Origin of the sequence: Bradyrhizobium sp. (assembly GCF_050014615.1) — a bacterium.
Classification (GTDB): Bacteria; Pseudomonadota; Alphaproteobacteria; order Rhizobiales; family Xanthobacteraceae; genus Bradyrhizobium.
Genome location: NZ_JBEKCZ010000002.1, coordinates 59,099 through 82,238, shown reverse-complemented (window position 1 = coordinate 82,238; position 23,140 = coordinate 59,099). Strand labels below are relative to the sequence as shown.

General features: G+C 61.7%; 14 protein-coding genes. 6 read left to right on the top strand and 8 right to left on the bottom strand.

Annotation, left to right across the window (positions count from 1 at the left end):
* Positions 1-97: 97 nt before the first annotated feature.
* On the bottom strand, positions 98-1,135 hold the full coding sequence (locus tag ABR948_RS00810; RefSeq protein WP_428113283.1) for a S1C family serine protease: 1,038 nt from the start codon (positions 1,133-1,135) through the stop codon (positions 98-100).
* 244 nt (positions 1,136-1,379) lie between these two features.
* On the opposite strand from ABR948_RS00810, the gene ABR948_RS00805 reads away from it, so the two are divergent.
* Entirely contained in the window at positions 1,380-2,318 is a 939-nt protein-coding gene (locus ABR948_RS00805; RefSeq protein WP_428113281.1) for a hypothetical protein, read from the top strand.
* Between the two features lie 9 nt (positions 2,319-2,327).
* Here the strand turns inward: ABR948_RS00805 and ABR948_RS00800 are convergent, their stop codons facing one another.
* Positions 2,328-3,314, bottom strand: a complete 987-nt coding sequence (locus ABR948_RS00800; protein WP_428113279.1) for a quinone oxidoreductase family protein — start codon at positions 3,312-3,314, stop codon at positions 2,328-2,330.
* A gap of 99 nt (positions 3,315-3,413) precedes the next feature.
* Between ABR948_RS00800 and ABR948_RS00795 the strand changes: the two genes are divergently transcribed.
* Complete coding sequence (locus ABR948_RS00795) at positions 3,414-3,854, top strand: winged helix-turn-helix transcriptional regulator (RefSeq protein ID WP_428113277.1); 441 nt, start codon at positions 3,414-3,416, stop codon at positions 3,852-3,854.
* On the opposite strand, the gene ABR948_RS00790 is transcribed toward ABR948_RS00795, so the two are convergent.
* The 6 genes from ABR948_RS00790 to ABR948_RS00765 all read right to left on the bottom strand — a co-directional run bounded on the left by ABR948_RS00790 (position 3,844) and on the right by ABR948_RS00765 (position 12,190).
* Positions 3,844-4,971, bottom strand: coding sequence for an ABC transporter substrate-binding protein (locus ABR948_RS00790; RefSeq protein WP_428113275.1), 1,128 nt, complete (start codon positions 4,969-4,971; stop codon positions 3,844-3,846). The genes ABR948_RS00795 and ABR948_RS00790 overlap by 11 nt on opposite strands.
* A gap of 204 nt (positions 4,972-5,175) precedes the next feature.
* Positions 5,176-6,090, bottom strand: coding sequence for an MBL fold metallo-hydrolase (locus ABR948_RS00785; RefSeq protein ID WP_428113274.1), 915 nt, complete (start codon positions 6,088-6,090; stop codon positions 5,176-5,178).
* Positions 6,091-6,267: 177 nt separating this feature from the next.
* On the bottom strand, positions 6,268-7,596 hold the full coding sequence (locus tag ABR948_RS00780) for an MFS transporter (RefSeq protein WP_428113271.1): 1,329 nt from the start codon (positions 7,594-7,596) through the stop codon (positions 6,268-6,270).
* Between the two features lie 155 nt (positions 7,597-7,751).
* A complete protein-coding gene (locus ABR948_RS00775) occupies positions 7,752-8,822 on the bottom strand; it encodes a Gfo/Idh/MocA family protein (protein ID WP_428113269.1) in 1,071 nt (356 codons plus the stop codon).
* A gap of 219 nt (positions 8,823-9,041) precedes the next feature.
* Complete coding sequence (locus ABR948_RS00770; protein WP_428113266.1) at positions 9,042-11,573, bottom strand: sensor domain-containing diguanylate cyclase; 2,532 nt, start codon at positions 11,571-11,573, stop codon at positions 9,042-9,044.
* Between the two features lie 308 nt (positions 11,574-11,881).
* The gene (locus ABR948_RS00765; RefSeq protein WP_428113264.1) at positions 11,882-12,190 is read right to left on the bottom strand and encodes a PilZ domain-containing protein; all 309 of its coding nucleotides are present in this window, start codon (positions 12,188-12,190) and stop codon (positions 11,882-11,884) included.
* 274 nt (positions 12,191-12,464) lie between these two features.
* Here ABR948_RS00765 and ABR948_RS00760 point away from each other — a divergent pair, with 274 nt between their 5' ends.
* The 4 genes from ABR948_RS00760 to ABR948_RS00745 all read left to right on the top strand — a co-directional run bounded on the left by ABR948_RS00760 (position 12,465) and on the right by ABR948_RS00745 (position 23,132).
* Positions 12,465-13,517: an ABC transporter substrate-binding protein gene (locus ABR948_RS00760; RefSeq protein WP_428113262.1), complete on the top strand. Its 1,053-nt coding sequence runs from the start codon at positions 12,465-12,467 to the stop codon at positions 13,515-13,517.
* The gene (locus ABR948_RS00755) at positions 13,514-14,971 is read left to right on the top strand and encodes an amidohydrolase family protein (protein ID WP_428113261.1); all 1,458 of its coding nucleotides are present in this window, start codon (positions 13,514-13,516) and stop codon (positions 14,969-14,971) included. The genes ABR948_RS00760 and ABR948_RS00755 overlap by 4 nt, the downstream gene beginning before the upstream one ends.
* A gap of 356 nt (positions 14,972-15,327) precedes the next feature.
* Entirely contained in the window at positions 15,328-21,612 is a 6,285-nt protein-coding gene (locus ABR948_RS00750) for a HAMP domain-containing protein (RefSeq protein ID WP_428113259.1), read from the top strand.
* 14 nt (positions 21,613-21,626) lie between these two features.
* Positions 21,627-23,132, top strand: a complete 1,506-nt coding sequence (locus ABR948_RS00745; protein ID WP_428113297.1) for a sensor histidine kinase — start codon at positions 21,627-21,629, stop codon at positions 23,130-23,132.
* Positions 23,133-23,140: the final 8 nt, after the last annotated feature.

Sequence of the window (23,140 nt, the reverse complement as noted above, 5' to 3'; positions counted from 1 at the left end):
GGATGGCCGGGACAAGCCCGGCCATGACGAAAAAGCAAGTCATTTTCATGCGGTTAGAAAGAGCCTGAAAATGTTGGATATTTTTTCGGTCAGACTCTTAGGGGGCTGACCCCTGCCGGGCGGACGGCTTGCGCTCGATCGGATGGATGTCGATGGTCCGCAGCCGGCCCATGCGCAGCACCTCCATTTCGAGCGTGCGATCGATCCGGTCGCGGTCGAGGGCGCGGATCAGGTCGTCGACGCCATGGATGTCGACGCCGTCGAGCCTGATTGCGACATCGCCGGGCAATAGACCGGCGCGCGCCGCCGGCCCGTCCGGCTCGATCTGCGCCAGCAGGGCGCCCATCTTGTTGTCGACGCCGGCGGCGACCGCGTGGCGTCTTGGAATCGGCGCGGTCTGACCCGACACGCCGATATAGGCGCGCCTGACATAGCCGTGGCGGATGATCTCGGACAACACGAATTGCGCGGTATTGCTGGCGACCGCGAAACAGATGCCCTGCGCGCCGCTGATGATCGCGGTGTTGATGCCGATCACCTCGGCCGCTGATGACACCAGCGCGCCGCCGGAATTGCCGGGATTGAGCGCGGCGTCGGTCTGGATGACGTCCTCGATGGTGCGGCCGCTCACCGAGCGGATCGAGCGGCCCAGCGCCGACACCACGCCGGCCGTCACGGTCGACTCAAAGCCCAGGGGATTGCCGATCGCGACGACCAGCTGGCCGCGGCGCAGGCTCTTGGAGTTGCCGAGCGAGGCGTAGCGCAATTCCCGCGCGCCATCGGCGCGCAGCAAGGCCAGATCGGTGTCGGGATCGACGCCAAGGACGCGCGCTTCGGTGACGATGCCCTCATTGTCGCGCAGCCTGATCTGCCGCGACGATCCGACCACATGGTTGTTGGTCAGCACCAATCCATCAGGCGAGATCACGATCCCGGAGCCAAGCCCGCCGCGCTCGCGCGCGCCGGGGGTTTTCGAGCCAGTTTCCACACGGACCACCGCGGGACCGACGCGTTCGGTGACGTCGATGACCGCGTTCGAATAGGCATCGAGCAGGGCCTGGTCGCTGATCGCGTCCTGTTTGACGGCTTGCGATGAGGGCTCGCCGCCCGAGCTGTCGTTGGTAAAATCCAGCATGGTCAGTTCCTTCCGATGTCAGATGGTGGCTCGCCGCCGCCCTCGCAAGAGACCCAGGAAGCCGATCCAGGAAGCCGCCGTCCGGCCCGCCGGCGTCGGGGAATAGAACCGTGGGCGCCCGAGCCGAGCCGTCAGGGCGATGTCTCGCTTATTGGCAAATGGCCGGTCATGATGAAAAATCCGGCGGGCAGATTCGCGGGGACGGCGACATCCGTGCAATGAGGGCCGAAGGCGAACCTGTTTCATGATCACGGTCGCAGAAGAGAAAACTGTCGATTACGAAGTCACGGCGCGGATCGCGACCGAAGCGTTCGGATCGAAGGACGTGGTGTTTTCCGCGGAACGGATGAAGTGGCTCTACGAACGCAGCTTCGGTCAGGGCAGCACAATCCTGTCGGTGTTCGACGAAGGTGTCAAAGTCGGCCAAATGGCGTTGTTGCATCAGAAGGTCTGTTCGGGTGGCGAGTTCGTATCTACAACCCAGCTCGTCGATCTCTTTATCCTGCAGGCCTACCGCTCGCCTCAATTGGTCCGCCGTATCTACAAGGAGGTCGAGCGCCTGTGCGTGGCGCAGAATATCCGCTTTATCCTCGCGGTGCCGAATGAGAATGCGACGCTGCTCAATGCGCGTTTCCTCAGGCTCGGCCCCCTGCTCCGGCTGCCGATTCGCGCGGGGATTGGATTTTGGTGGCCACGCGGATCAGCGCTGAAATATTCCGGTCACTTCAAATCGATGACAAGGGATGACGCGATCGATCTATTTTCCGGATTTTCCACCCCGGCAACCGAGAACGGATTGCAGTGGGATGGCGCGATGCTGTTCGACCGTCTCGACGATCCGACCTGCGATTATGCCGTTCATGCCACCGCCGACCTGCTGTTGATCTCGTCGTCGCGCAAGACCAGGGGCATCCGATACGCCCTGCTCTGCGGCTTCTTTGTCCGGTCGCAGGCCAAGGTCGCATCGGGCCCGGTCCACGCGCTGACCCGCGCCGCGTGCCGGCTCTGGAAGCATTCGCTGTTCGTCTATGCGGGCGTCAACAACAGCCTGCCCTCGCTTCCGGGAATGGTCGTGCCCGCCCGGCTGCGGCCGCCGATGCTGGTTCAGCTGCGCGATCTCCATACCGATGAGCTCGACGTCCGATTTGACCGTTTCCAGCTGATCGATTCAGATTTCGTCTGATCTTTTCAGTCATGGCGTCAGGATGAGTTTACCCGTGGTTCCCCGACCTTCCAGTGCGCCATGCGCCTTTGATGCCTCAGCCAGGGAATAACGTCCGCCGATTGTCACGACGAGTTCGTTTCTGGTGACGAGCTCGAAAAGCGCAGCGAGGCCGGAGCGCATGTCGGCTGGCGTCAATAGCGGAATAAAGGCGAATCCGGTCAACGACTGGTTCTTGAAGATGAGACCGAGCAGCTCAGGTACCCCGAGTTGAAAGCTTTGGATGTTCAAGGCGCCATAGATGACGATTTGGCCTTTCGGAGCCAGCGTTGCGAGACAGGCTCCTGTCACGTCACCACCGACAGATTCATAAATGATGTCAGGCCCGACGCCCTCGGTGACGCGGCGCAGCTCCTCGGTCCAATCGGCACTGGTGTAATTCACGCCGGCGTCGGCTCCCAGCGACATCGCGAAATCGAGCTTGGCCGATGTGCTGGCAGCCGCGATCACGCGGCGCGCGCCGGCGCGCTTGGCGAGTTGCACCAGGATGGAGCCGACCCCGCCGGCGGCGGCACTGACCATCACGGTCTTGCCCTTTGGCGGCGCCTGCCGCGTGAGATAGAGGGCCGTGAGCCCCTGGTTGAGCAGCGCGGCCGCCTGTTCGAAAGATACGGCGTCAGGCAAGGGCACCGCCAGGCTGGCGTCGATCGCGATAAATTCGGCATATGCGCCCATCCTGTCGGCCGCGAATAATGGCGCCGCCACGCGCTGGCCAATCGCGAACCCATCGACATCAGGGCCCAGCGCCGCGACAACACCCGCGGCCTCGGAGCCGAGAATCGCCGGAAGCGGTGGCGTCATCGCATAGCGGTTCGCACGCATCAGTGTGTCGGCGAAGTTGATACCGATCGCGTGAATTCGAACCAGCAGCTGGCCGGCCCCCGGCACCGGCGTCGGGATCTCGACCGCCTCAAGAACTTCCGGACCGCCGAAGCGGTTAATCTGAACGGCTTTCATCGCGCACCTCGATTGTTAAATTTCGGATGCCGCCTATGTAGAGTACGTTGAGAAAGCGCATTACCGACTAATTCGTGCGATACAGACCAAGAGGTAAGTATGCCTGATCCGATCAAGCGCCTGCCGATGCTGCCGGCGGAACGCGCCTTGAAGGTGATTTCGGGGCGCTGGAAAGCGATCATTCTTTATCATTTGTTCGACGGCTCCCTGCGGCTATCGGAGCTGCAGCGGCTGATGCCCGAAGTCAGCCAGAAAGTGATGATCCAGCAACTGCGCGAAATGGAAGAGCACGGGATCGTGCATCGCGAGGTGTTTCGTCAGGTGCCGCCGCGCGTCGAATACAGCGCAACGCCGCTCGGCCTCAGCTTCGAGCCGGTGCTATCAGCACTTTGCGAATGGGGCCGCCGGCATGCGGCCGAGCTGGATGAAGTCGATCGACTGGCGAACTGCCCGGTCGATGCGCCGCGGCGGATCGGCCGGCCCGCGGCGCTACGCGCCGCAGAGCCGGCAGCAACGAGCTTGCCCGGCCCTACTCGGTAGCGATCACGACCGGCTTGCCATCCCGCAATCCCAATATCTGGAGCGGCGTATGCGCATGATTGTGATCGTCGGGAGCATAGCTGCCGCCCAACCGTGAAGGCATCGTCGTGGTCTTCAGCGCCTGCTTGATCGCGTCAGGCTGGTCGGATCCGGCCCGGCGGATCGCATCGACCACCAGGTAGGTCGCTTCAAAGACGAAGAACGAACGTTGCGTGGGTACCAGTCCGTAACGCGACTTGTAGGCGGCGACAAAAGCCTGCACTTCGGGCTTGTCCAGCGCCGGCGTGAATACGGCGACGCCGGTCAGCGCCGACACACCGCCCGCATCGCGAAACGCCGGCGAGACCGCCGCCGCCGCGCCCGCGAGATCGAACCGGCCGGTCACCGGCACTTTCCATCCCGACGCTTCATAGCCAGCGAAGAATCCGGGCGTGGAGCCTGCCAGGATCGCGACGACCTCGCCGGGGTCACCGGCTTTCAGCTTGGTGAATATGCCTTGGAAATCCTTGGTGTCCTTCGGGATCGTCTCGTCGGCGGTGACGCCGATGCCGGCGTCCTTCGCAGCCTTGGCGACGGCAACGGCATTGGCCTTTTGAAACTCGCCATCATCGGCCACAATCGCGATCGACTTGATATTCTGTGATTTCAGCCACTGCACCAGGCCGCGTTCAATATCCACTTCCGAGGGAATGGTCTTGAAGGCAAAATCATTGCCGCCGACGCCGGATGCGTCGACGAAATCCTGTCCGGCCGAGGTCGCGATCACCAGCGGCACCTTGGCCTGCTGCATCATGGGCATGATGGCGTGGGTGACGGGCGTGCACAGCGCGCCGATCACGACCGGGACATGTTCCTGTTCGAGCAACCGCTTTGTCGCGGGCACGCCGACCTCAGGCTTGCAGGCGTTGTCGGCATAGAACGCCGCGACCGGTCGTCCCAGCACGCCGCCGGCCTGATTGATGCTCTCCAGGGCCAGTTGGGCGCCATATTGCTCGGACTGTCCCCGGTCAGCCATCGGCCCCGAGAGAATGGTGGTGATGCCGATTTTTACAGGTTCGGCCGCCTGAGCCAATGTGCTGCACAACAGGCCCGCAGCCAGAACAAACGTACGCGTCATATTGCTCCCCATATAACAGCCGGTCCGATTGCGGGGATAGGACGCTGCGAGCCAGGCAAAGTCCATTCACGAGCCTGTGCATGGACAAAGGGTCACGACATCCGCCGCGACCGTGCCGGAAAACCGGCCCGGAGTCTTGGGGGGCCGATCTTGGGGTCCTGTCCGATGGCGGCTCGCGGAGAATCTAACGCTGCGAACAGCGTCTCACTGGGCTTCCTTGTAGGCCTGCGTGATCGCGCGCGTCAGGTTGCCGGGGCGCAGCCACCCGGCGTATTTCTTTTTGAATTCCTCACTGAGCGAACTCACGGTGTCCTCGACGCTCTTGCCTTGTTTCTTGGCCGCCTGCGCCTGTTCCAGAAGATCGGTCATGAAGGCCTGCTGCTCGGGCAACATCGAGAGGTCGCCGGGTGGGCTGTGGTCGGGCAGGATCAGCGTCGGCTTCAGTTCCGCCACGCGATCGAGGACCTTGATCCAGCCGTGGATGTTGGTCTGGGTTCCGATCGGCAGAATGACGAACTTGTTTTGCACGATGTCGCCGGAGATCATCGCCTTGTCCGGATCGACAAGAAAGATGATGTCGCCATTGGTGTGGGTGGGCCCGTAATACACCATCCGCACCGTGACATCGCCGAGATCCAGCGTCATCTCCTTGTCAAACAGGATGTCGGCCTTGTCGATGCCGGCATCGACCAGCAATTCCTTGTTGACGTCGGAGCGCGATCGAAAAAAGTCGATCATGCCGATGCCGGATTCTTCGATCTCCTTTTGCTGCACGGTCGGCCGGATCACCACCGTGCCGGCCGGAAAGCCGCTCTGGCCGGTGACGTGTTCGGGATGGAAATGGGTGGTGGCGAGATACAGATTGCCGCCCTTGCGCAGTTTCGCCACCGCCGCGGCGACCGTGACGCCGTTGCGCCTGCCGAGACCAGTATCAATGACGAGCGTGCCCTTGCTGCCCACCACGATCCCGATATTGGGGTTGCCGAAGATCGCCCAGAGATGGGGCGTCAGCTGCTTGGTCTCGTCGGTCAGCACGATATTTTCGGGCTGCTGCGCCAGGCCTGCGGCCGGCAGCACCAGCAATCCGAAACAAAAAGCAATGACGGCTGATCTTCGCATCTCTATCCCCCTGTTATCCGGTGATCTCGTGAACAATCCAGCGTTCGATTATTCGGCCACCTGTGGCTGCGATACTAGGCGAGAGCCGGCGGCAGCGCCAGTATCACCCGCGGCCAATATGGCCACAGGCGTCGGCGATCGCCTGGTCCCGCGCCCGCACGCACAACCAGGGTTCGATCAGGAGCCACCGACAACGGACTTTTCGGGATCAATCAGGAAAATCCAGATCAGCGAGCCCGCGGCCAGAACGCCGGCGGTGACGTAGAACGGCGCGACCCAGGAGCCCCGCTCTACCAGAAAGCCGAACACCAGCGGGGAAATCGAGGCGCCGATGGCGCCCACCATATTCATCACAGCGGTAACCGTTCCGCTGGATGTGCCGCCAACGTCCATCGGTACCGCCCAGGCCGGGCCCAGCACCAGTTCCAGAAAGAAATTCGAAGCCGTCAGGCAAAGCACCGCCGTGATCGCGCTGTCGGTGGTGCCGGCAGGAATCAGGAGCAAAGCGGCCAGCAACAAACCGGGTGCGGCCACCACGCGGCGCGCCAGTCGCAAATTGCCGGTCTTGCGCAGGACGTGGTCGGTCAGAAGGCCGCCGGCCAGATCGCCGAGCATGGCCGAGATCAACGGCAGCGACGCCAGATAGCCGACCGAACTGAGCGAGAGATGACGAAACTCCAACAAATAGGTCGGAAACCAGCTGACATAGAAATAAGCCCCGTAGAAGAAGCAGCCATAGGCCGCCGCGATGAACCACATGTTCGGCGAGGTGAAGATCGCCCGCCACGGCACGTCGGACCGCAGCTGCGTGGCGATGGGACTGATCTCGCCGTTCGGCAATGTCCCGCGAATATAAGCGAGCTCCGCGGCGTTGACGCGGGACTCATCCTCCGGACGATTGCGGTAGAAGGAGAGGAAAACCAGCGACCAGACGATGCCCAGCAGCGCGAAAATGTAGAAGATCCAGCGCCAGCCCCAGGCGTTCATGATCACAACGGCGACCAATGGCGTGATCGCGATCGCGAGGCGGCTGAAGCAATGGGTCATGCCCTGGACGAATCCGCGCTCGGATTTTGGAAACCAGAGCTGCATGGCGCGGCTTGCGGTTGGAAAGGCGCCGGCTTCTCCCAGACCAAACGCGAAGCGGACCACGAACAGCGACGTCGCGCCCGACGCCCAGGCGGTCGCGGCCGTCATCAACGACCAGAACGGGACGATCACCAGCAGCACCCGCTTCGGCCCGAAGAAATCGGCGAGCCAGCCGCCGGGAACCTGGCCCGCCGCATAGGCCCAGGCGAACGCGCTGAAAAACAGCGCGACCTCCGTCTTGTTGAAACCGAACTCCTTGGCAATGGCCGGCGCCGCAATCGAAATATTGCTGCGATCCATATAGGTGATCATGTACATCAGGCTGATCAGCAAAAGCACGTACCACCGGATGTGGGTACGCTTCGCGCCGGCGAGCTCGATCGCCGGGCTATCCGCCGCCGTCATATCCGCAGGCATGAAACCTCCGTCGATTTTTTTGGTCCGGCGGTTTTGTCTCCGCCGTTTTTTCGGTCGCCCTGGTCAAGGCGACCGTCGTTCGCGTGCACACACATCGGAGCCGCACTGGAAGATTTCCGGTGCGACCCCGCGAATGATGTCTGTCGATAAAAGCCCTACAGGCCGGCGGCTAACCTCGCCGGCCGTTTGTTCTCAAGCGGAAGCGTCACCGGCTCGTTGAGCTCGGCCGACAGATCGGCGGCGATATAGAGCTCCATGACACGACGCGCCTGTTCGGGCGTCACCAGAACCGGCCGATCCAAAGCCACCGCTTCGATGAAATGCACGGTTTCGGACGCCATCGGGCCGGCATAGACATGTCCGACCGGCTCGCCCGGCATCGTCGACATCGGAAACACCGCGCCATTCTTCACGGTGTTCAGCATCACGTCGCGATGGGTATCGTCGACCATCAAGGCGCCCTCGGTGCCAATCATCTCGATCCAGGTCGACGAGAAATTGGGATAGCCGGGCGGCAGGCTCCAGCCACCGCCGACCACGAAGGTGAGGCCGCTGTCCATGGTCACGGTGATCCATTGCAGATCGGGGATGTCGTTTCCGGTCGACTCGCGCATCACGCCGTAATTCACCTGCGAATAGACGCGCACCGGTTTTGCCGGCTCCAGACACCACAGCACGAAGTCGAGATCGTGCGTCGATTCCATCGCCGCCGGCGAGAGCTTGACGCGGCCGCTGATCTTCTTGCCGAGGCTGCGTGAAATATGCCGGCTCACCAGCGCGCTGACGGGCTTGCCGATGGTACCGTCGGTAATGCACTTCTTGACGTAGGCGAATTTCGGATTGAAGCGCTGCGAATAGCCGATGGTGAATTTCAGCTTGTTGGCGCGGGCGATCGAGATCAGTTCATCCGCCTCTTCGAGTTCGAGCGCGATCGGCTTTTCGAGAAACACATGCTTTCCGGCGCGCAAAAAATCCCGCGTCATCGGAAAATGCGTGGTCTCCGGCGTCGCGCAGACGAAAACCGCCGAAATGTCCTTGTTGTCGAGCAAGGCGCGGTAATCGGCAGTGGCCGATTTGGCGCCGATCGAAGCCGCAACCTCTTTCAATCGTTCGGGACGATTCTCGGCGATGTGAACCCCGCCCACCAGCGGGTGAGCCGCACACGCCTCGGCCCGAATACCACCGCACCAACCCGTGCCGATAACGGCTACGTCGATTTGGTCCATATTAATTCTCTCCCACCACTCTTCAGTTTTTCAATTTTTGTTGTCGTGAATCGAGCTGCTTTCGCAAATCGATTGGCCGGCGCGGTCCGTTGAGGGGCGCAGATCTGGCGCTAACACAGTCTGCAGCCAGCCCGATGTCAAGCATGGACTTTGAGCGCCGTGCGAAGGCCGGCTTGGTTGGCCGTGATGGGTGGGCAAACCGCGAAAGAAAGCGGGATATTATCGGCGCCGCTTAGTCGCCGGTTGTCTCGGGCGGCTCGTCACGGCCGGGCTTGTCACTACACGGCTTGGCGCCACGGCTGACGCCCGGATCACCGCGTTGCGGCCGCTGTCTTTCGCGCCATAAAGCGCCCGATCGGCGTTCTGGATCAGGGTCGCCGGTTTGCCGTCGAACTCGGCCGAGGCGAGGGAGGCGACGCCGGCACTGATCGTCACCAGGCCGTTGGCATTGCCTTCATGGCGGATCTTGAGGCCACGGACGGCCTGCAGAATGCGCTCGGCAATCACCGCCGCCCCGGCCTCATCGGTATCGGGCAGCAGCACCGCGAATTCCTCGCCGCCATAGCGCGCGGAGACGTCGCCAGGGCGGAGCGCCGTTTCCGCGATCGCCGCCGCAACCCGCCGCAAGCAATCGTCGCCGGCCGGATGGCCATAGCGATCGTTGAAGACCTTGAAGCGATCGACGTCGATCATGACAAGGCTCAGGGCCTTTTTCTCCCGTTTGCTACGCCGATGCTCCTTGGCCAGAGCTTCGTCGAAGGCCCGGCGGTTGGCGAGGCCGGTCAGACCGTCCTGTCCGGCCAGGGTTTTGAGGCGTCGGTTGGCTTCCGCGAGTTCGTCCTCGACGGCCTTGCGCACGGATATGTCGCGCAGCGCTCCGATAATGCCGGTGGTCGCGCCGGTTTCGGGATCCTTCAGCGCCCTGAACTGCGCCTCCGCCCAGATCCAGTTGCCATTGCGATGGCGAATACGATTGATGATCGACTGGCGATCGGCGTGACCTTTCATCAGGGTCTCAAACACCAGAGCGAGGCGCGCGGCGTCCTGTGGGTGCGCCATGCTCACCGGCTTGATACCGATCATTTCTTCCGGTTGGTAGCCCAGCACTTCGCGGCAGGCGGGGGACACATATCGGCGCACCAGTTCATGATCCAGCTGAAACACCATATCGCTGCTATTGTCGGCGAGCAGGCGGTAGCGGGCTTCACTATCTTTCAGACGCTGCTCTGCCAGCCGGCGCTGTTCGATATCGCGGACAACGACCAGCCACTGGTTGCCTTGGATGTCCACGGGCCGCCCGGTGGTCTCGACCCAGACATAACTACCGTCCTTACGTCGCATGCGGTAGCTGATCGCTGGGTTGGCCCGCATGGCCTCATCCGAAGGGATATTCGTGAGAACACGCTCGACGTCCTCGGGGTGGATGGCATCTCGGGTGTTGACCGCAAGCATTTCCTCGGGCGTAAAGCCGAGCATCTTCTCGCATGCCGGCGACACATAAACACGTTTGCCATCCTGCCCCACCAGAATGATCAGATCGGCCGAATTTTCGGCCAGAAAACGGTAACGGCTTTCGCTTTCCTGAAGCCTCTGCTCGGCCCGCACTCTCTCATCGATATCGCGAACGATCGCCAGTCGCACATCGTTCCGGCCGTCGATTTCAACGGGCTTGCAGGAGGTCTCGACCCAGACGTAGCTGCCGTCCTTGCGGCCCATGCGGTAGGTCACGGTGCTCTGACCGGTGTCATTGGCCAGAACCTGCAGGACCCGCTCGACATCATCGGGATGCGTCGAGTCCCCCGTCCGCATGGTCTGCATTTCCTCAGGCGAGTATCCGGTCAGGGCGCGGCAGGCCGGGGAGACATATAACCGGGTGCCATCGCGCGCGAGCAGCGAGATTATGTCGCTCGAATTCTCGGCCAGAAAGCGGAAACGGGTTTCACTCTCCCGCAGGAGCCGTTCCGCCCGCACCCGCTCCTCGATGTCACGGCCAACCGAATGGATCGCGGTGACGCGGCCATCGCCGTCGGTCACCGCCCGGTTGGTCCAGGCCAGCCATCGCTTTTCGCCGTTCGCCATGACGACTTGGTTCTCGACCGCGACGCTGTGCCTGGCGGCGCAGACGCGCCGGAGATGATCCACAAGCGCGGGGCGACCGTCCGGCGGCACAAGATCGAACAGATCCTGTCCGACCATCTCCTCGGGCTGCTTGCCAAAGAACGACGCATAGGCATGGTTGACGTAGCGCAGCCTGCCCTCAGGGCTCGCGAGAGAAATCAATTCGGATTGGTCTTCCACCAGTCCCCGGTAGCGCGCTTCGCTCTCGGCAAGTTGACGCCTGGTTTGCTTCAAAGCCGTCACGTCGGTGATGACAGCGCGAGATGTGCGGCCGCACCCCTGAGAACCGCCCTCAAGAACCGCCGACAGCAGCACGTCGATCACGCTGCCGTCCTTGCACACCATCTGGTACTGCACGTTGTCGCAGCGGCCGCTCCGAAAGAATTCCGGCAGCACGTCGCGAACCGCGTGTTCCCGTGATTCCGCGGTCAGGAAATCCGACGAACGGCGTCCCAGAACCTCGGCGCGCGCATAGCCCAGCTTGGCGAGCCAGGCGTCGCTGACCGAGATCAGCAGGCCCTTCTCGTCGATCGAATGAAGCATGGCCGGCGTGACAGCCGTCCAGCGCTCGAGTTCGCCACGCAGACGCGTCTCGAAGTCAGCTTCCCGACCTGCTGGTGTCGCAAGGGGCATCGTCATCCTGATCGTAGTTTACGCGAAGCCAGCCAATGCCGGATTGCGCGTCGTCAGAGATGACTAGCCTGTTCGTAATTAAAGCATTGATTTAGTCCGTCGAGTTCCCGCATTTTCGGTTACCATGTTCTGAATTTTAGGCCCACGCGAGAATTGGAATGACGTTTTAGCAATCCGTTGCCCGCTTCGCGTGCAACAGAGCGTTGAGTTCCCGCCTGCGGCACTTCCGACGCGAGCGCATCCAGGGGACCCCAATGGCACCTACAAAGGCGCGGCTTCGACCGGCGTCTCGCGTCGGGATTGCGTGCCTATTCGGGGCGTCCCGGCCGTTTTTTCTTCTTGTTGCTGTGCTTGAGGAAATTGACCCCGATTTCCTCGCCATTGACCCAGGCAAGTTCGCAGCGGCGATAGGCCAGGCCCGTCGACGACAGCAGCAGGAAAAACTCCTTGAGAGGGAGTCCCACAATGGATCCTTCAACGGTCATTTTGGCGCCGGTCTCGGAAACATCCAGCACGCTGCAGGCACGGCGCCACGTACCATCGATCGCCATCATATGGGCATCGTAACCCCGGTCGAATACGACGCGCTCACCGAACTGTCGCTGGTCCGTCGCCATGGTCCATTCCCGATCGACAATCTTGGCGCACCAGCCGCAATGCGAAGGTCGATCCGATAGATTGAGCCCGGACTAGCTAACAGGCAGTCAACAATAGCCCGAGTGAGGCCATTTTGGCATCGCTGCGCCAGATTCTTAGCTGTTGAAAGGCTCACTCCCAAACCGCACACTGGGACTGCGTTTCGGGTTACAGCGCCAAACGCCGAAAATCCCGATCGCCCGGAGCGGCCCGCGTCACGGCCCCGAACCCCTTGAATCAGCGGAGAACCAGAGGATGCGCCGACTTCTGTCAGCCCTGCTTCTGTCAGCCTTGGCTATGGCAAGCTGTCTTCTGCTTTCTGTGATCAGCGGCAATGCGGCAGCCGAGCCGGTCAAAATCAAGTTCACGCTGGATTGGAAGCTGCAAGGCATTCACGCCTGGTATTATTGGGCCAAGGCCAAGGGATACTTCGCCGCGGAGAATCTCGATGTCCGGATTGACCAGGGCGAAGGATCGGCCGCCACGGTCACGCGGATCATGTCCGGCGCCTACGATGCCGGCTTCGGCGACATCAACGCCATCATCCAGAACGCGGCGACCAAGCCCGGCGAGACGCCCGTGATGGTCTACATGATCTACAGCAAGGCGCCTTTCGCGCTGCTGACCAAGGCCGGCGGTCCGATCAAGAGCGTGAAGGATCTGGAAGGATCCAGGCTCGGCTCACCCGCCGGTGGCGCTTCGTTCAAGCTGCTGCCGCTATTGGCCAAACAAAACGGCATCGACTACAGCAAGATCACCATCACCCAGCTGTCGCCGAGCCTGCAGGAGCAGATGCTGCTTCAGGGACAGGTCGATTCGGTCGCGGTTTTTACCGCGACCAGCTATATGAATCTGGTCTCGCTCAAGCTCGACCCCGACAAGGATTTCCGCTGGATGTATTACTCCGACCTTGGTCTCGACCTTTATTCCAACGGCATCATGGTATCGCCGAAACTCGCCAGAGAGCACCCCGAAGCAGTCAAAGGCCTGCTGCGCGCCATCAACCGGTCATTGCGGGAAACGGTTGAAAATCCCGACGCGGCCATCGACCTCTTGGCGACCGAAGAGCCGCTGATCAAGAACGACATCGAACGACGCCGCCTGCTGTATGTGTACAGGACCCTGATCGATACGCCGGAGGCCCGTGAACTCGGCATCGGCGACGTCAGCGATGACAGGCTGAAATCCGCGATCGCGACCATCGCGACGTCGTTCGAACTGCCGCGCCTACCCAATCCCGGCGACATTTTCGACCACGCGTTTCTGCCGGCCAAGGCGGAGCGCATGCCGCCGGCGATCGCCCCATGACAAGCGATCCTTCGCGCACCGTCGCCTGCGCGCATGTGATCGGGACCGCTCGGGCGCTCGCGGGCCCGCAGGCCATCACCATCGCCGGCGAGACCTTTGCCTCGATCGAACCGACTTCGGCACCGACCCAAGACAGACTGCTGGCGATGCCGGCACTGGTCAACGCGCACGATCACGGACGGGCCGTGAGCACCAGCGCGATCGGGGCCGATGCCAGGCCGCTTGAATCATGGCTGCCGTATTTCGCGCTGTTTCCGTCGGTGGATCCCTATCTCGCGGCGGCGATGAATTTTGCCAATGGCGCGCTTGGCGGCACCGGCACGGTGATGGTCCATTACACGCGCGCACAGGGATTGACCGATCTTCCGACGGAAGCCGCCGAGGTCGCGCGCGCGGCACGCGACGTCGGCGTTCGCGCGGGCTTTGCGGTGTCGATGAAGGATCGCAATCCACTGGTCTATGACGGTTCCGAAGCATTGCTGGCCGCCCTTCCGCCGGAAGCCCGCGCCGAAGTCGGACGGCGCCTGATATACAAGCTACTGTCGCCGCGCGACTACATGGCACTGGTCGATGACGTCGCGGCGGCAGCGGACGGACCGGGATTCAACGTTCAATATGGACCCAACGGCGTGCAATGGTGCAGCGATGAATTGCTGCGAGCCGTGGCCGAAGCATCGCATCGCACCGGCCGCCGCGTCCATATGCACCTCCTGGAAACGAAGTATCAGCGGCAATGGGCCGATGCCAACTATCCCGGCGGCGTCGTGCGCATGCTCGACGACATCGGCCTGCTGTCGCCCCGATTGACGCTGGCGCATTGCGTATGGGCGACGCCGGAAGAGCTGGAATTGCTGGCGCAGCGTGGCGTCACCATTTCCGTCAATACCAGTTCCAATCTTCACCTTCACTCCGGCGTTGCCCCCCTGACGACGATGCGGCAGCGCGGCTGTACGGTAGCGCTTGGAATCGACGGCAAGGCCTTCGACGACGACGATGATGCGCTGCGTGAATTGAGGCTTGGCTACTTTCTGCATGCAGGGACCGGGTTCGACCGCACCATCAGCCGCGAGCAGGCCGTTCAAACGGCGGTCGGTAACGGCCGCTTCGCCGTGACGAACGTCAGGGATGGCGGCCTGATCGAGGCAGGTGCGGCGGCCGACATGCTGTTGCTGGACTGGACGGCGCTCAATCATGACGGCATTCGAGAGGATCTTAACCCCATCGATCTGCTGTTCTCGCGCGCCACCGCACGGCACATTCGCGAGGTGATCGTCGGGGGCCGGACCATCGTCAGGGATGGACGCGTGCTGGGCGTCGATCTGCCCGCCGTCCGGCACGAGGTGCTGTCGCGGATGCGATCAGGCATCGCGGAAAATGCAACCCTCGTCTCGGCGCTGTCGGCGCTCGATGACGCGATCGCCCGTCATTACGTGACCGATTCGCATTGCTGCTGAATACCGGAAAAGTTCCACCGCCCGACAAATTTATTCGGCGGAGGAAGCCGGCCAAACCGATCCGGAAGCGCTTTGGCCGGTCCCGGACTTTTGGACAATACGCTTGGGCAACCACGATCTGTTTGCAGGGGATCATGCCCGCCGGACTTGCCCTTCAGGTCGGGGCATATTTTTCGTATTTGCCCCGGAACCAACAATCGCTGGAAGCGTTATTGGACTCGGGTCGAAGGTACCGAGTTCCAAATTCTCTGATGTCAAATCTTCTTTCTTGATTTGGCATTTTCCTGGCGCTTCTATGGCTCAAGATTGATTCACCTGTATCGCCAGATGTCGCGTGACTTCCACTGGGGGATGCCATGAGTGATCTCGATTCCGGAACCTCGTCAGCTCTGCGCCGGGTCGCCAAGCGCAAGGCGGCGGCGAACGGACAATCCGACCCGCTGCAGGATCTGCTACACGCCCTCCAGGCGATGCGGGGCGGCGATTTTTCGGTCCGAATGACCGGCGATCATCTGGGAGTGGAAGGAAAGATAGCCGACACATTCAACGAGATCGTCGCCGCCAATCAGCGAATGGCGCAGCAACTGGAGCGCGTCGGCCAGGTCGTCGGCCGGGAGGGGAAAACCCGGCAACGCGTCAAGTTCGATCTTCCCGGTGGTTCGTGGGCGGATATGGAGGGCTCGGTCAATACGCTGATCGATGATTTGCTGTGGCCGACGCGCGAGGTTACCCGGGCGGTCGCCGCCGTCGCGCAAGGCGACTTGTTGCAGACCGTGCAGCTGGATGTCGATGGCCGCCCACTGGGCGGCGAATTTTTACAATCGGCCAACATCGTCAACACGATGATCAAGCAGCTCAGCGTGTTCACATCAGAAGTGACGCGTGTCGCCCGCGAAGTGGGAACGGAGGGCAAGTTGGGAGGTCAGGCGCAGGTCCCGGAAGTGACGGGCGTCTGGAAGGACCTCACCGAAAGCGTGAACTCGATGGCCAACAACCTCACCGGCCAGGTTCGCAACATCGCCGAAGTCACCATCGCGGTTGCCAATGGCGACTTGTCCAAAAAAATCACCGTCGACGTGCGCGGCGAAATTCTGCAGTTGAAGGAAGCCATCAACACCATGGTGGACCAGCTGCGCTCCTTTGCCTCCGAAGTCACCCGTGTCGCCCGCGAGGTCGGCACCGACGGCAAGCTCGGCGGCCAGGCGATCGTCCCCGGCGTCGCCGGAACCTGGAAGGATCTCACCGACTCCGTGAACGCGATGTGCGGCAACCTCACCGCCCAGGTTCGCAATATCGCCAACGTGACCACGGCCGTCGCGCGCGGCGACCTCTCGCGCAAGATCACCGTCGACGTCCGCGGCGAGATTCTGGAACTGAAAGACACCATCAATACGATGGTCGACCAGCTCAATTCGTTCGCATCCGAAGTCACGCGCGTCGCGCGCGAAGTCGGCACCGAAGGCAAGCTCGGCGGCCAGGCCCAGGTCCCCGGCGTCGCCGGCACCTGGAAGGACCTCACCGACAACGTCAACTTCATGGCCTCCAACCTGACCGCCCAGGTGCGCAACATCGCCGATGTCGCCACCGCGATCGCAGGCGGCGACCTCTCCAAGAAAATCACCGTGAACGTGTCGGGCGAAATCCTGCAGTTGAAGGAAACGCTCAACACCATGGTCGACCAGCTCAACGCGTTTGCTGGCGAGGTGACCCGCGTCGCGCGCGAAGTCGGTACCGACGGCCGGTTGGGCGGCCAGGCCAACGTGCTCGGCGTCGCCGGCACCTGGAAGGATCTGACCGAGAGCGTCAACTCGATGGCCAGCAACCTGACGGCTCAGGTTCGAAACATCGCCGAAGTGACCACCGCGGTCGCCAATGGCGACCTGTCGAAGAAGATCACAGTCGACGTGCGCGGCGAGATTCTCGAGCTGAAAGACACCATCAACACCATGGTCGATCAGCTCAACGCCTTCGCCGGCGAGGTGACGCGCGTCGCACGCGAGGTCGGTACCGAAGGCAAGCTCGGCGGTCAGGCGCTGGTGCGCGGCGTCGCCGGCACCTGGAAGGATCTGACCGACAGCGTCAACTCGATGGCCTCCAACCTGACCGGCCAGGTCCGCAACATCGCCGAAGTGGCCACCGCGGTGGCGAAGGGCGATTTGTCGAAGAAAATCACCGTGAACGTGTCGGGCGAAATCCTGCAGTTGAAGGAAACGCTCAACACCATGGTCGACCAGCTCAACGCCTTTGCCGGCGAGGTGACCCGCGTCGCGCGCGAGGTCGGCACCGACGGCAAGCTCGGTGGCCAGGCCGAGGTGCCCGGCGTGGCCGGCACCTGGAAAGACCTGACCGACAGCGTGAACTCGATGGCCGGCAATTTGACGGCGCAGGTTCGCAACATCGCTGAGGTGGCAACCGCCATCGCCGGTGGCGATCTTTCCCGCAAGATCACGGTGGACGTGCGCGGCGAAATCCTGCAGCTCAAGGAAACCCTCAACACGATGGTCGACCAGCTGAACCGGTTTGCCGGCGAGGTGACGCGCGTGGCGCGCGAGGTCGGAACCGAAGGCCGCCTCGGCGGCCAGGCCAACGTGCCCGGTGTGGCCGGCACCTGGAAGGATCTGACCGACAGCGTGAACTCGATGGCCGGCAATTTGACCGCTCAGGTCCGCAACATCGCCGAAGTCACCACCGCGGTCGCGCGCGGCGACCTGTCGCGCAAGATCACCGTCGACGTGAAGGGTGAAATCCTCGAACTCAAGAACACCATCAACACGATGGTCGACCAGCTCAACGCCTTCGCTTCCGAAGTCACGCGCGTCGCGCGCGAAGTGGGCACCGAAGGCAAGCTGGGCGGTCAGGCCGAGGTACCGGAAGTGGCAGGCACCTGGAAAGACCTCACCGACAACGTCAACTTCATGGCCTCCAACCTGACCGCGCAAGTCCGCAACATCGCCGAAGTGGCGACCGCGATCGCGGGCGGCGACCTTTCCAAGAAGATTACGGTCGACGTGCGCGGCGAAATTCTGCTGCTGAAGGATACCTTGAATACGATGGTGGAGCAGCTGCGCTCGTTCGCGGCCGAAGTGACACGCGTGGCGCGCGAGGTCGGCACCGAGGGACGGCTTGGCGGCCAGGCCGTGGTCCCCGGGGTCGGCGGCACCTGGAAGGACCTCACCGACAACGTCAACCTGCTGGCAGCCAATCTGACAACACAGGTCCGCAACATCGCCGAAGTCACCACCGCGGTCGCGCGCGGCGACCTGTCGCGCAAGATCACCGTCGACGTCAAGGGCGAGATTCTCGAACTCAAGAATACCATCAACACGATGGTCGATCAGTTGAACGCCTTCGCGGGCGAAGTGACACGGGTCGCGCGCGAGGTCGGCACCGAAGGCAAGCTCGGTGGACAGGCGCAGGTTCCCGGCGTGGCCGGCACCTGGAAGGACCTGACCGACACCGTCAACTTCATGGCGGCCAACCTGACCGAGCAGGTGCGCGGCATCGTCAAGGTGGTGACGGCGGTCGCCAACGGCGACCTGAAACAGAACCTGACCGTGAAATCGAAGGGCGAGGTCGCGGCCCTCGCGGACACCATCAACAACATGACCGAGACGCTGGCGACGTTCGCCGATCAAGTCACCAGCGTGGCGCGCGAAGTGGGTGTGGAAGGCCGCCTTGGCGGTCAAGCCAATGTGCCCGGCGCGGCCGGCACCTGGAAGGATCTGACCGGCAACGTCAACCTTTTGGCCGCCAACCTGACCTCTCAGGTGCGCGCGATCGCCGAGGTCGCAACCGCCGTCACCAAGGGCGATTTGACGCGCTCGATCCAGGTCGACGCCCGCGGCGAGGTCGCGGAGCTCAAAGACAACATCAACACCATGATCGGCAATCTCAGGCTGACCACCGACGTCAACACCGAACAGGACTGGCTGAAGACGAACCTGGCCAGATTCACCAACATGCTGCAGGGCCAGCGCGACCTTACCACCGTCGGCCGGCTGCTGTTGACCGAGCTGACGCCGCTGGTGAACGCCCATATGGGCGTCATTTATCAGGTTGAGAACGAAGACAATCCCCGCCTGCATCTGCTATCGGCCTATGCCGGCGATGGGGCCAATCCTCATCCGCAATCCGTGCAATTTGGCGAGGGCCTGATCGGACAATGCGCGATGGACAAACGCCAGCGGCTGGTGTCGGACATTCCGCTCGATGCGGTCCCGATCAATTCGGCGCTGCTGCGGGTGATGCCGAAGAATCTGGTCGTGCTTCCGGTTCTGTTCGAGAACCAGGTCAAAGCCGTCATCGAACTCTCCTCGGTCAGTTCATTCACGACCTCGCAAATGACCTTTCTGGAACAGCTCACCGACAGCATCGGCATCGTGCTCAACAGCATCGAGGCGACGATGCAGACGGAAGGTCTGCTCAAGCAATCCCAGCAGCTCGCCGGCGAATTGCAGACGCAGCAGAAAGAACTGCAGCAGACCAACGAACAGCTTGAGCAAAAAGCTCAGCAGCTGGCCGAACGCAACGTTGAAGTGGAACGAAAGAACCAGGAAATCGAACAGGCGCGACGCGCGCTTGAGGAAAAAGCCACGGAACTTTCCCTGACATCGAAATACAAGTCGGAATTCCTTGCCAACATGTCGCACGAGCTGCGCACACCGCTCAACAGCATCCTGATCCTGGGCCAGCAGCTCACCGAAAATCCGGACGGCAATCTGTCGGCGAAGCAGGTCGAATTCGCCCGTACCATTCACGGCGCCGGCACTGACTTGCTCAATCTGATCAGCGACATTCTCGATCTGTCCAAGATCGAGTCCGGTACCGTGACGGTGGATGCCGAGGAAATCCTCACCGCCAATCTGCTGGATACCGTTGGGCGTCCGTTCCGGCATGAGGCGGAAAACCGCCAATTGTCATTCACCATCGAGGTCGACCCCAGTTTGGGGCGCAGCATCGTCACCGATTCGAAACGCCTGCAGCAGGTGCTGAAGAACCTGCTGTCGAACGCCTTCAAGTTCACGGCCGAGGGCGGGGTTCGCCTCGGCGTCTCGGCAGCCCTCGGCGGCTGGAGCGCCGAACATCCGGTTCTCAATCACTCGCCGGCCGTTATCGCCTTCGAGGTGTCCGATACCGGAATCGGCATTCCGCTTGAAAAGCAGAAGCTGATCTTCGAGGCGTTTCAACAGGCCGACGCAGGCACCAGCCGAAAATATGGCGGCACCGGTCTCGGGCTCGCCATCAGCCGCGAGCTCGCGAGCCTGCTCGGCGGCGAGATCCACCTGCGCAGTACGCCCGGCCAGGGCAGTACGTTCGTGCTCTATCTGCCGCTGAAATACTCCGGACCGACGGTGGCGCCGCGAGTCCATGCCGCAACCTCCCATGGCGCAACGCCGGTACTGCAGGTGCCTGCACAAGAGCGGGTGATCGAACAATTGGCGGACGATCGGCTGAACCTCGAGCCGGGAGATACTATTCTTCTGATCGTGGAAGACGATCCGCATTATGCGCGTGTGCTGATCGATCTGGCACGCGACAAGGGGTTCAAGGTGCTGATCGCCGCGCTGGGCGCCGAGGCGCTTGATCTTGCCAAACAGTTCCAGCCCGCAGCGGTCTCGCTCGACGTGTTCCTGCCCGACATGCTTGGCTGGACAGTCCTCAGCCAGCTCAAACACAATCCCCTGACGCGGCATATTCCGGTCCAGATCATTACGCTGGACGAGGACCGCCAGCATGCGCTGGCGCGAGGCGCGTTCTCATTCGTCAACAAGCCGACGACGACCGAAGGTGTCAGCGCGGCGCTGTCCCAGATCAAGGAATACGCCAGACCGCGCCGCAAGCGCCTGCTGATCGTCGAAGATAACGCGGCCGAGCAGCTAAGTATCCGGGAGCTTCTGGATCACAAGGACATCGAGATCGTTACCACCGACACCGGCGCCGGCGCGCTCTCGGCGTTGCGGGACAATCCGTGCGATTGCGTGGTACTGGATTTGCGGTTGCCTGACATGAGCGGTTTCGAAGTGCTGGACCGAATCCGCAGTGATGACTCACTGTCCAATGTGCCCGTGGTCGTGTTCACCGGGCGCGAACTTTCGGTCGAAGAAGATGCGGAACTCCACACCATGGCACGAAGCATCGTGGTGAAGGGGGTGGAGTCGCCGGAACGTCTGCTCGACGAAACGTCGCTGTTTCTCCACCGTGTGATCACGGAATTGCCAATCGAGAAGCAGCGAATGCTCGAAAAGCTCAACAGTTCCGACGAGGATCTGGTGGGCAGGACTGCATTGCTGGTGGACGACGATGCCCGCAACATCTTCGCGTTGAGCAGTGTGCTCGAGCGGCGCGGCATGAGAGTCCTCACGGCCACGACTGGGAGCGAGGCCGTAGCCTTGGTGAACTCGAATCCCGAGATCGCCATCGTTCTGATGGATATCATGATGCCGCAAATGGACGGTTACCAGACCATGGGGGTCATTCGCGAAAACCCGTCATTCCGCCGGCTTCCGATCATCGCTCTCACCGCGAAAGCCATGAAGGGGGATCGGGAGAAATGCCTGGAGGCAGGCGCTTCCGACTATCTCGCCAAGCCCGTCAATACCGAGCAATTGCTTCTCGCCATACGCATGTGGCTACACCGCTGATGGTGCACACGATGATGGACCATGAAAAGGTAAATATCCTTCTGGTCGACGATCAGCCGGCGAAGCTGCTGGCCTACGAGGTTATTCTAAAGGACCTCGGCGAAAATCTCGTCGTCGCCGCGTCCGGCCGTGAAGCGCTGGAATATCTTCTCAAGAACGAAGTTGCCGTCATCCTGGTGGACGTCTGCATGCCGGAACTCGACGGGTTCGAGCTCGCCGCCATGATCCGCGATCATCCCCGCTTTCAGAAGACGGCGATGATTTTCATTTCCGCCATTCAGGTCAGCGATCTCGATCGCCTGCGTGGCTACGAAATGGGCGCGGTCGACTATGTGCCGGTGCCGGTGGTACCGGAGGTATTGCGCGCAAAGATAAAGGTGTTCGCGGAACTATATCGCAAAACCAGGCAGCTGGAGCGGCTCAATGCGGAACTTGAGCATCGCGTTCGTGCCCGAACCGCGGAGCTGGAAGAATCGACATCCAGACTTGTCGAGAGCGAACAGCGCCGCAGCCTGGCTATCGCGGCCGGCAAAATGGGGTCCTGGGATTGGGATTGGGTCAACGGGGACTGGATGTGGGACGAAGGGCAACATCAGATTTTCGGCGTTGATCCGCAAACCTTCGTGGTGACGCCCGCGTCCGTTCAGGCCCTGCTTCATCGAAATGATATTGGCGAGCTGCGCAGGGCGATGGTCCAGTTCGCCAAGGGCGCCCGATCCTATGAAGCGGAGTTTCGTATCAATCGGCCCGACGGCGAGATTCGCTGGTGCGTTGGAACGGCGGCGGCGACGCTCGACAAGGATGGTCGCGTTGTCCGTGTCAGCGGCGTGACCGTCGATATTACCGAACGAAAACGCGCGGAGGAACGTCAGAATCTGTTGACCCGGGAAGTCGATCATCGCGCCAAAAATGCATTGGCCCTTGCCCAATCGATCGTTCGATTGACGCGCGCCGGCGATGTCAAAGCCTATGTTCAGGCGGTGGAAGGACGCATCAATGCCCTCGCCCGGGTCCATACCATTCTCTCGCTGTCGAGCTGGCAGGGTGCCGAAATCAAAAAGCTTATTGTCGAGGAACTGGCACCCTATTCCGTCGGCGGCCAGATCAAGATTTGCGGTTCCGAGGTTCAATTGCAGCCCACAACGGCGCAGACATTGGCCCTGGCCCTGCACGAACTGGTCACCAATTCCGCGAAATACGGCGCGCTCTCTACCGTGTCGGGACAATTGTCGATCATATGGCAGGTCGAGGCAGACGATCTCGTCTTGTCATGGGAAGAAGCCGGCGGACCTTTGGTTCGAAAGCCGGAATCCAGGGGTTTTGGAACCAAAAGCCTGATCACGAGCATTGAATCGCAACTCGGCGGGCAAGCCTCATTTGATTGGCGCTCTGAAGGTCTGGTTTGTCGATTATCGGTTCCATTGACGCCAAGGGCGGGAACGCCCGAATCGAGTGACCAGCAAAATGAAATGACACCCGGCCATTCGCCCCAGCGGTTGTCCAAATCGGCAAGGGTTTGAGCGATCGA

Excerpts from the sequence above, each read along its gene's own strand:
- ABR948_RS00750 (WP_428113259.1), top strand. The coding sequence starts at position 15,328 with ATGAGTGATCTCGATTCCGGAACCTCGTCAGCTCTGCGCCGGGTCGCC.
- ABR948_RS00770 (WP_428113266.1), bottom strand. The coding sequence starts at position 11,573 with ATGCCCCTTGCGACACCAGCAGGTCGGGAAGCTGACTTCGAGACGCGT.
- ABR948_RS00795 (WP_428113277.1), top strand. The coding sequence starts at position 3,414 with ATGCCTGATCCGATCAAGCGCCTGCCGATGCTGCCGGCGGAACGCGCC.
- ABR948_RS00755 (WP_428113261.1), top strand. The coding sequence starts at position 13,514 with ATGACAAGCGATCCTTCGCGCACCGTCGCCTGCGCGCATGTGATCGGG.
- ABR948_RS00805 (WP_428113281.1), top strand. The coding sequence starts at position 1,380 with ATGATCACGGTCGCAGAAGAGAAAACTGTCGATTACGAAGTCACGGCG.
- ABR948_RS00745 (WP_428113297.1), top strand. The coding sequence starts at position 21,627 with ATGGACCATGAAAAGGTAAATATCCTTCTGGTCGACGATCAGCCGGCG.
- ABR948_RS00785 (WP_428113274.1), bottom strand. The coding sequence starts at position 6,090 with ATGCGAAGATCAGCCGTCATTGCTTTTTGTTTCGGATTGCTGGTGCTG.
- ABR948_RS00780 (WP_428113271.1), bottom strand. The coding sequence starts at position 7,596 with ATGCCTGCGGATATGACGGCGGCGGATAGCCCGGCGATCGAGCTCGCC.
- ABR948_RS00800 (WP_428113279.1), bottom strand. The coding sequence starts at position 3,314 with ATGAAAGCCGTTCAGATTAACCGCTTCGGCGGTCCGGAAGTTCTTGAG.
- ABR948_RS00765 (WP_428113264.1), bottom strand. The coding sequence starts at position 12,190 with ATGGCGACGGACCAGCGACAGTTCGGTGAGCGCGTCGTATTCGACCGG.
- ABR948_RS00790 (WP_428113275.1), bottom strand. The coding sequence starts at position 4,971 with ATGACGCGTACGTTTGTTCTGGCTGCGGGCCTGTTGTGCAGCACATTG.
- ABR948_RS00775 (WP_428113269.1), bottom strand. The coding sequence starts at position 8,822 with ATGGACCAAATCGACGTAGCCGTTATCGGCACGGGTTGGTGCGGTGGT.
- ABR948_RS00760 (WP_428113262.1), top strand. The coding sequence starts at position 12,465 with ATGCGCCGACTTCTGTCAGCCCTGCTTCTGTCAGCCTTGGCTATGGCA.
- ABR948_RS00810 (WP_428113283.1), bottom strand. The coding sequence starts at position 1,135 with ATGCTGGATTTTACCAACGACAGCTCGGGCGGCGAGCCCTCATCGCAA.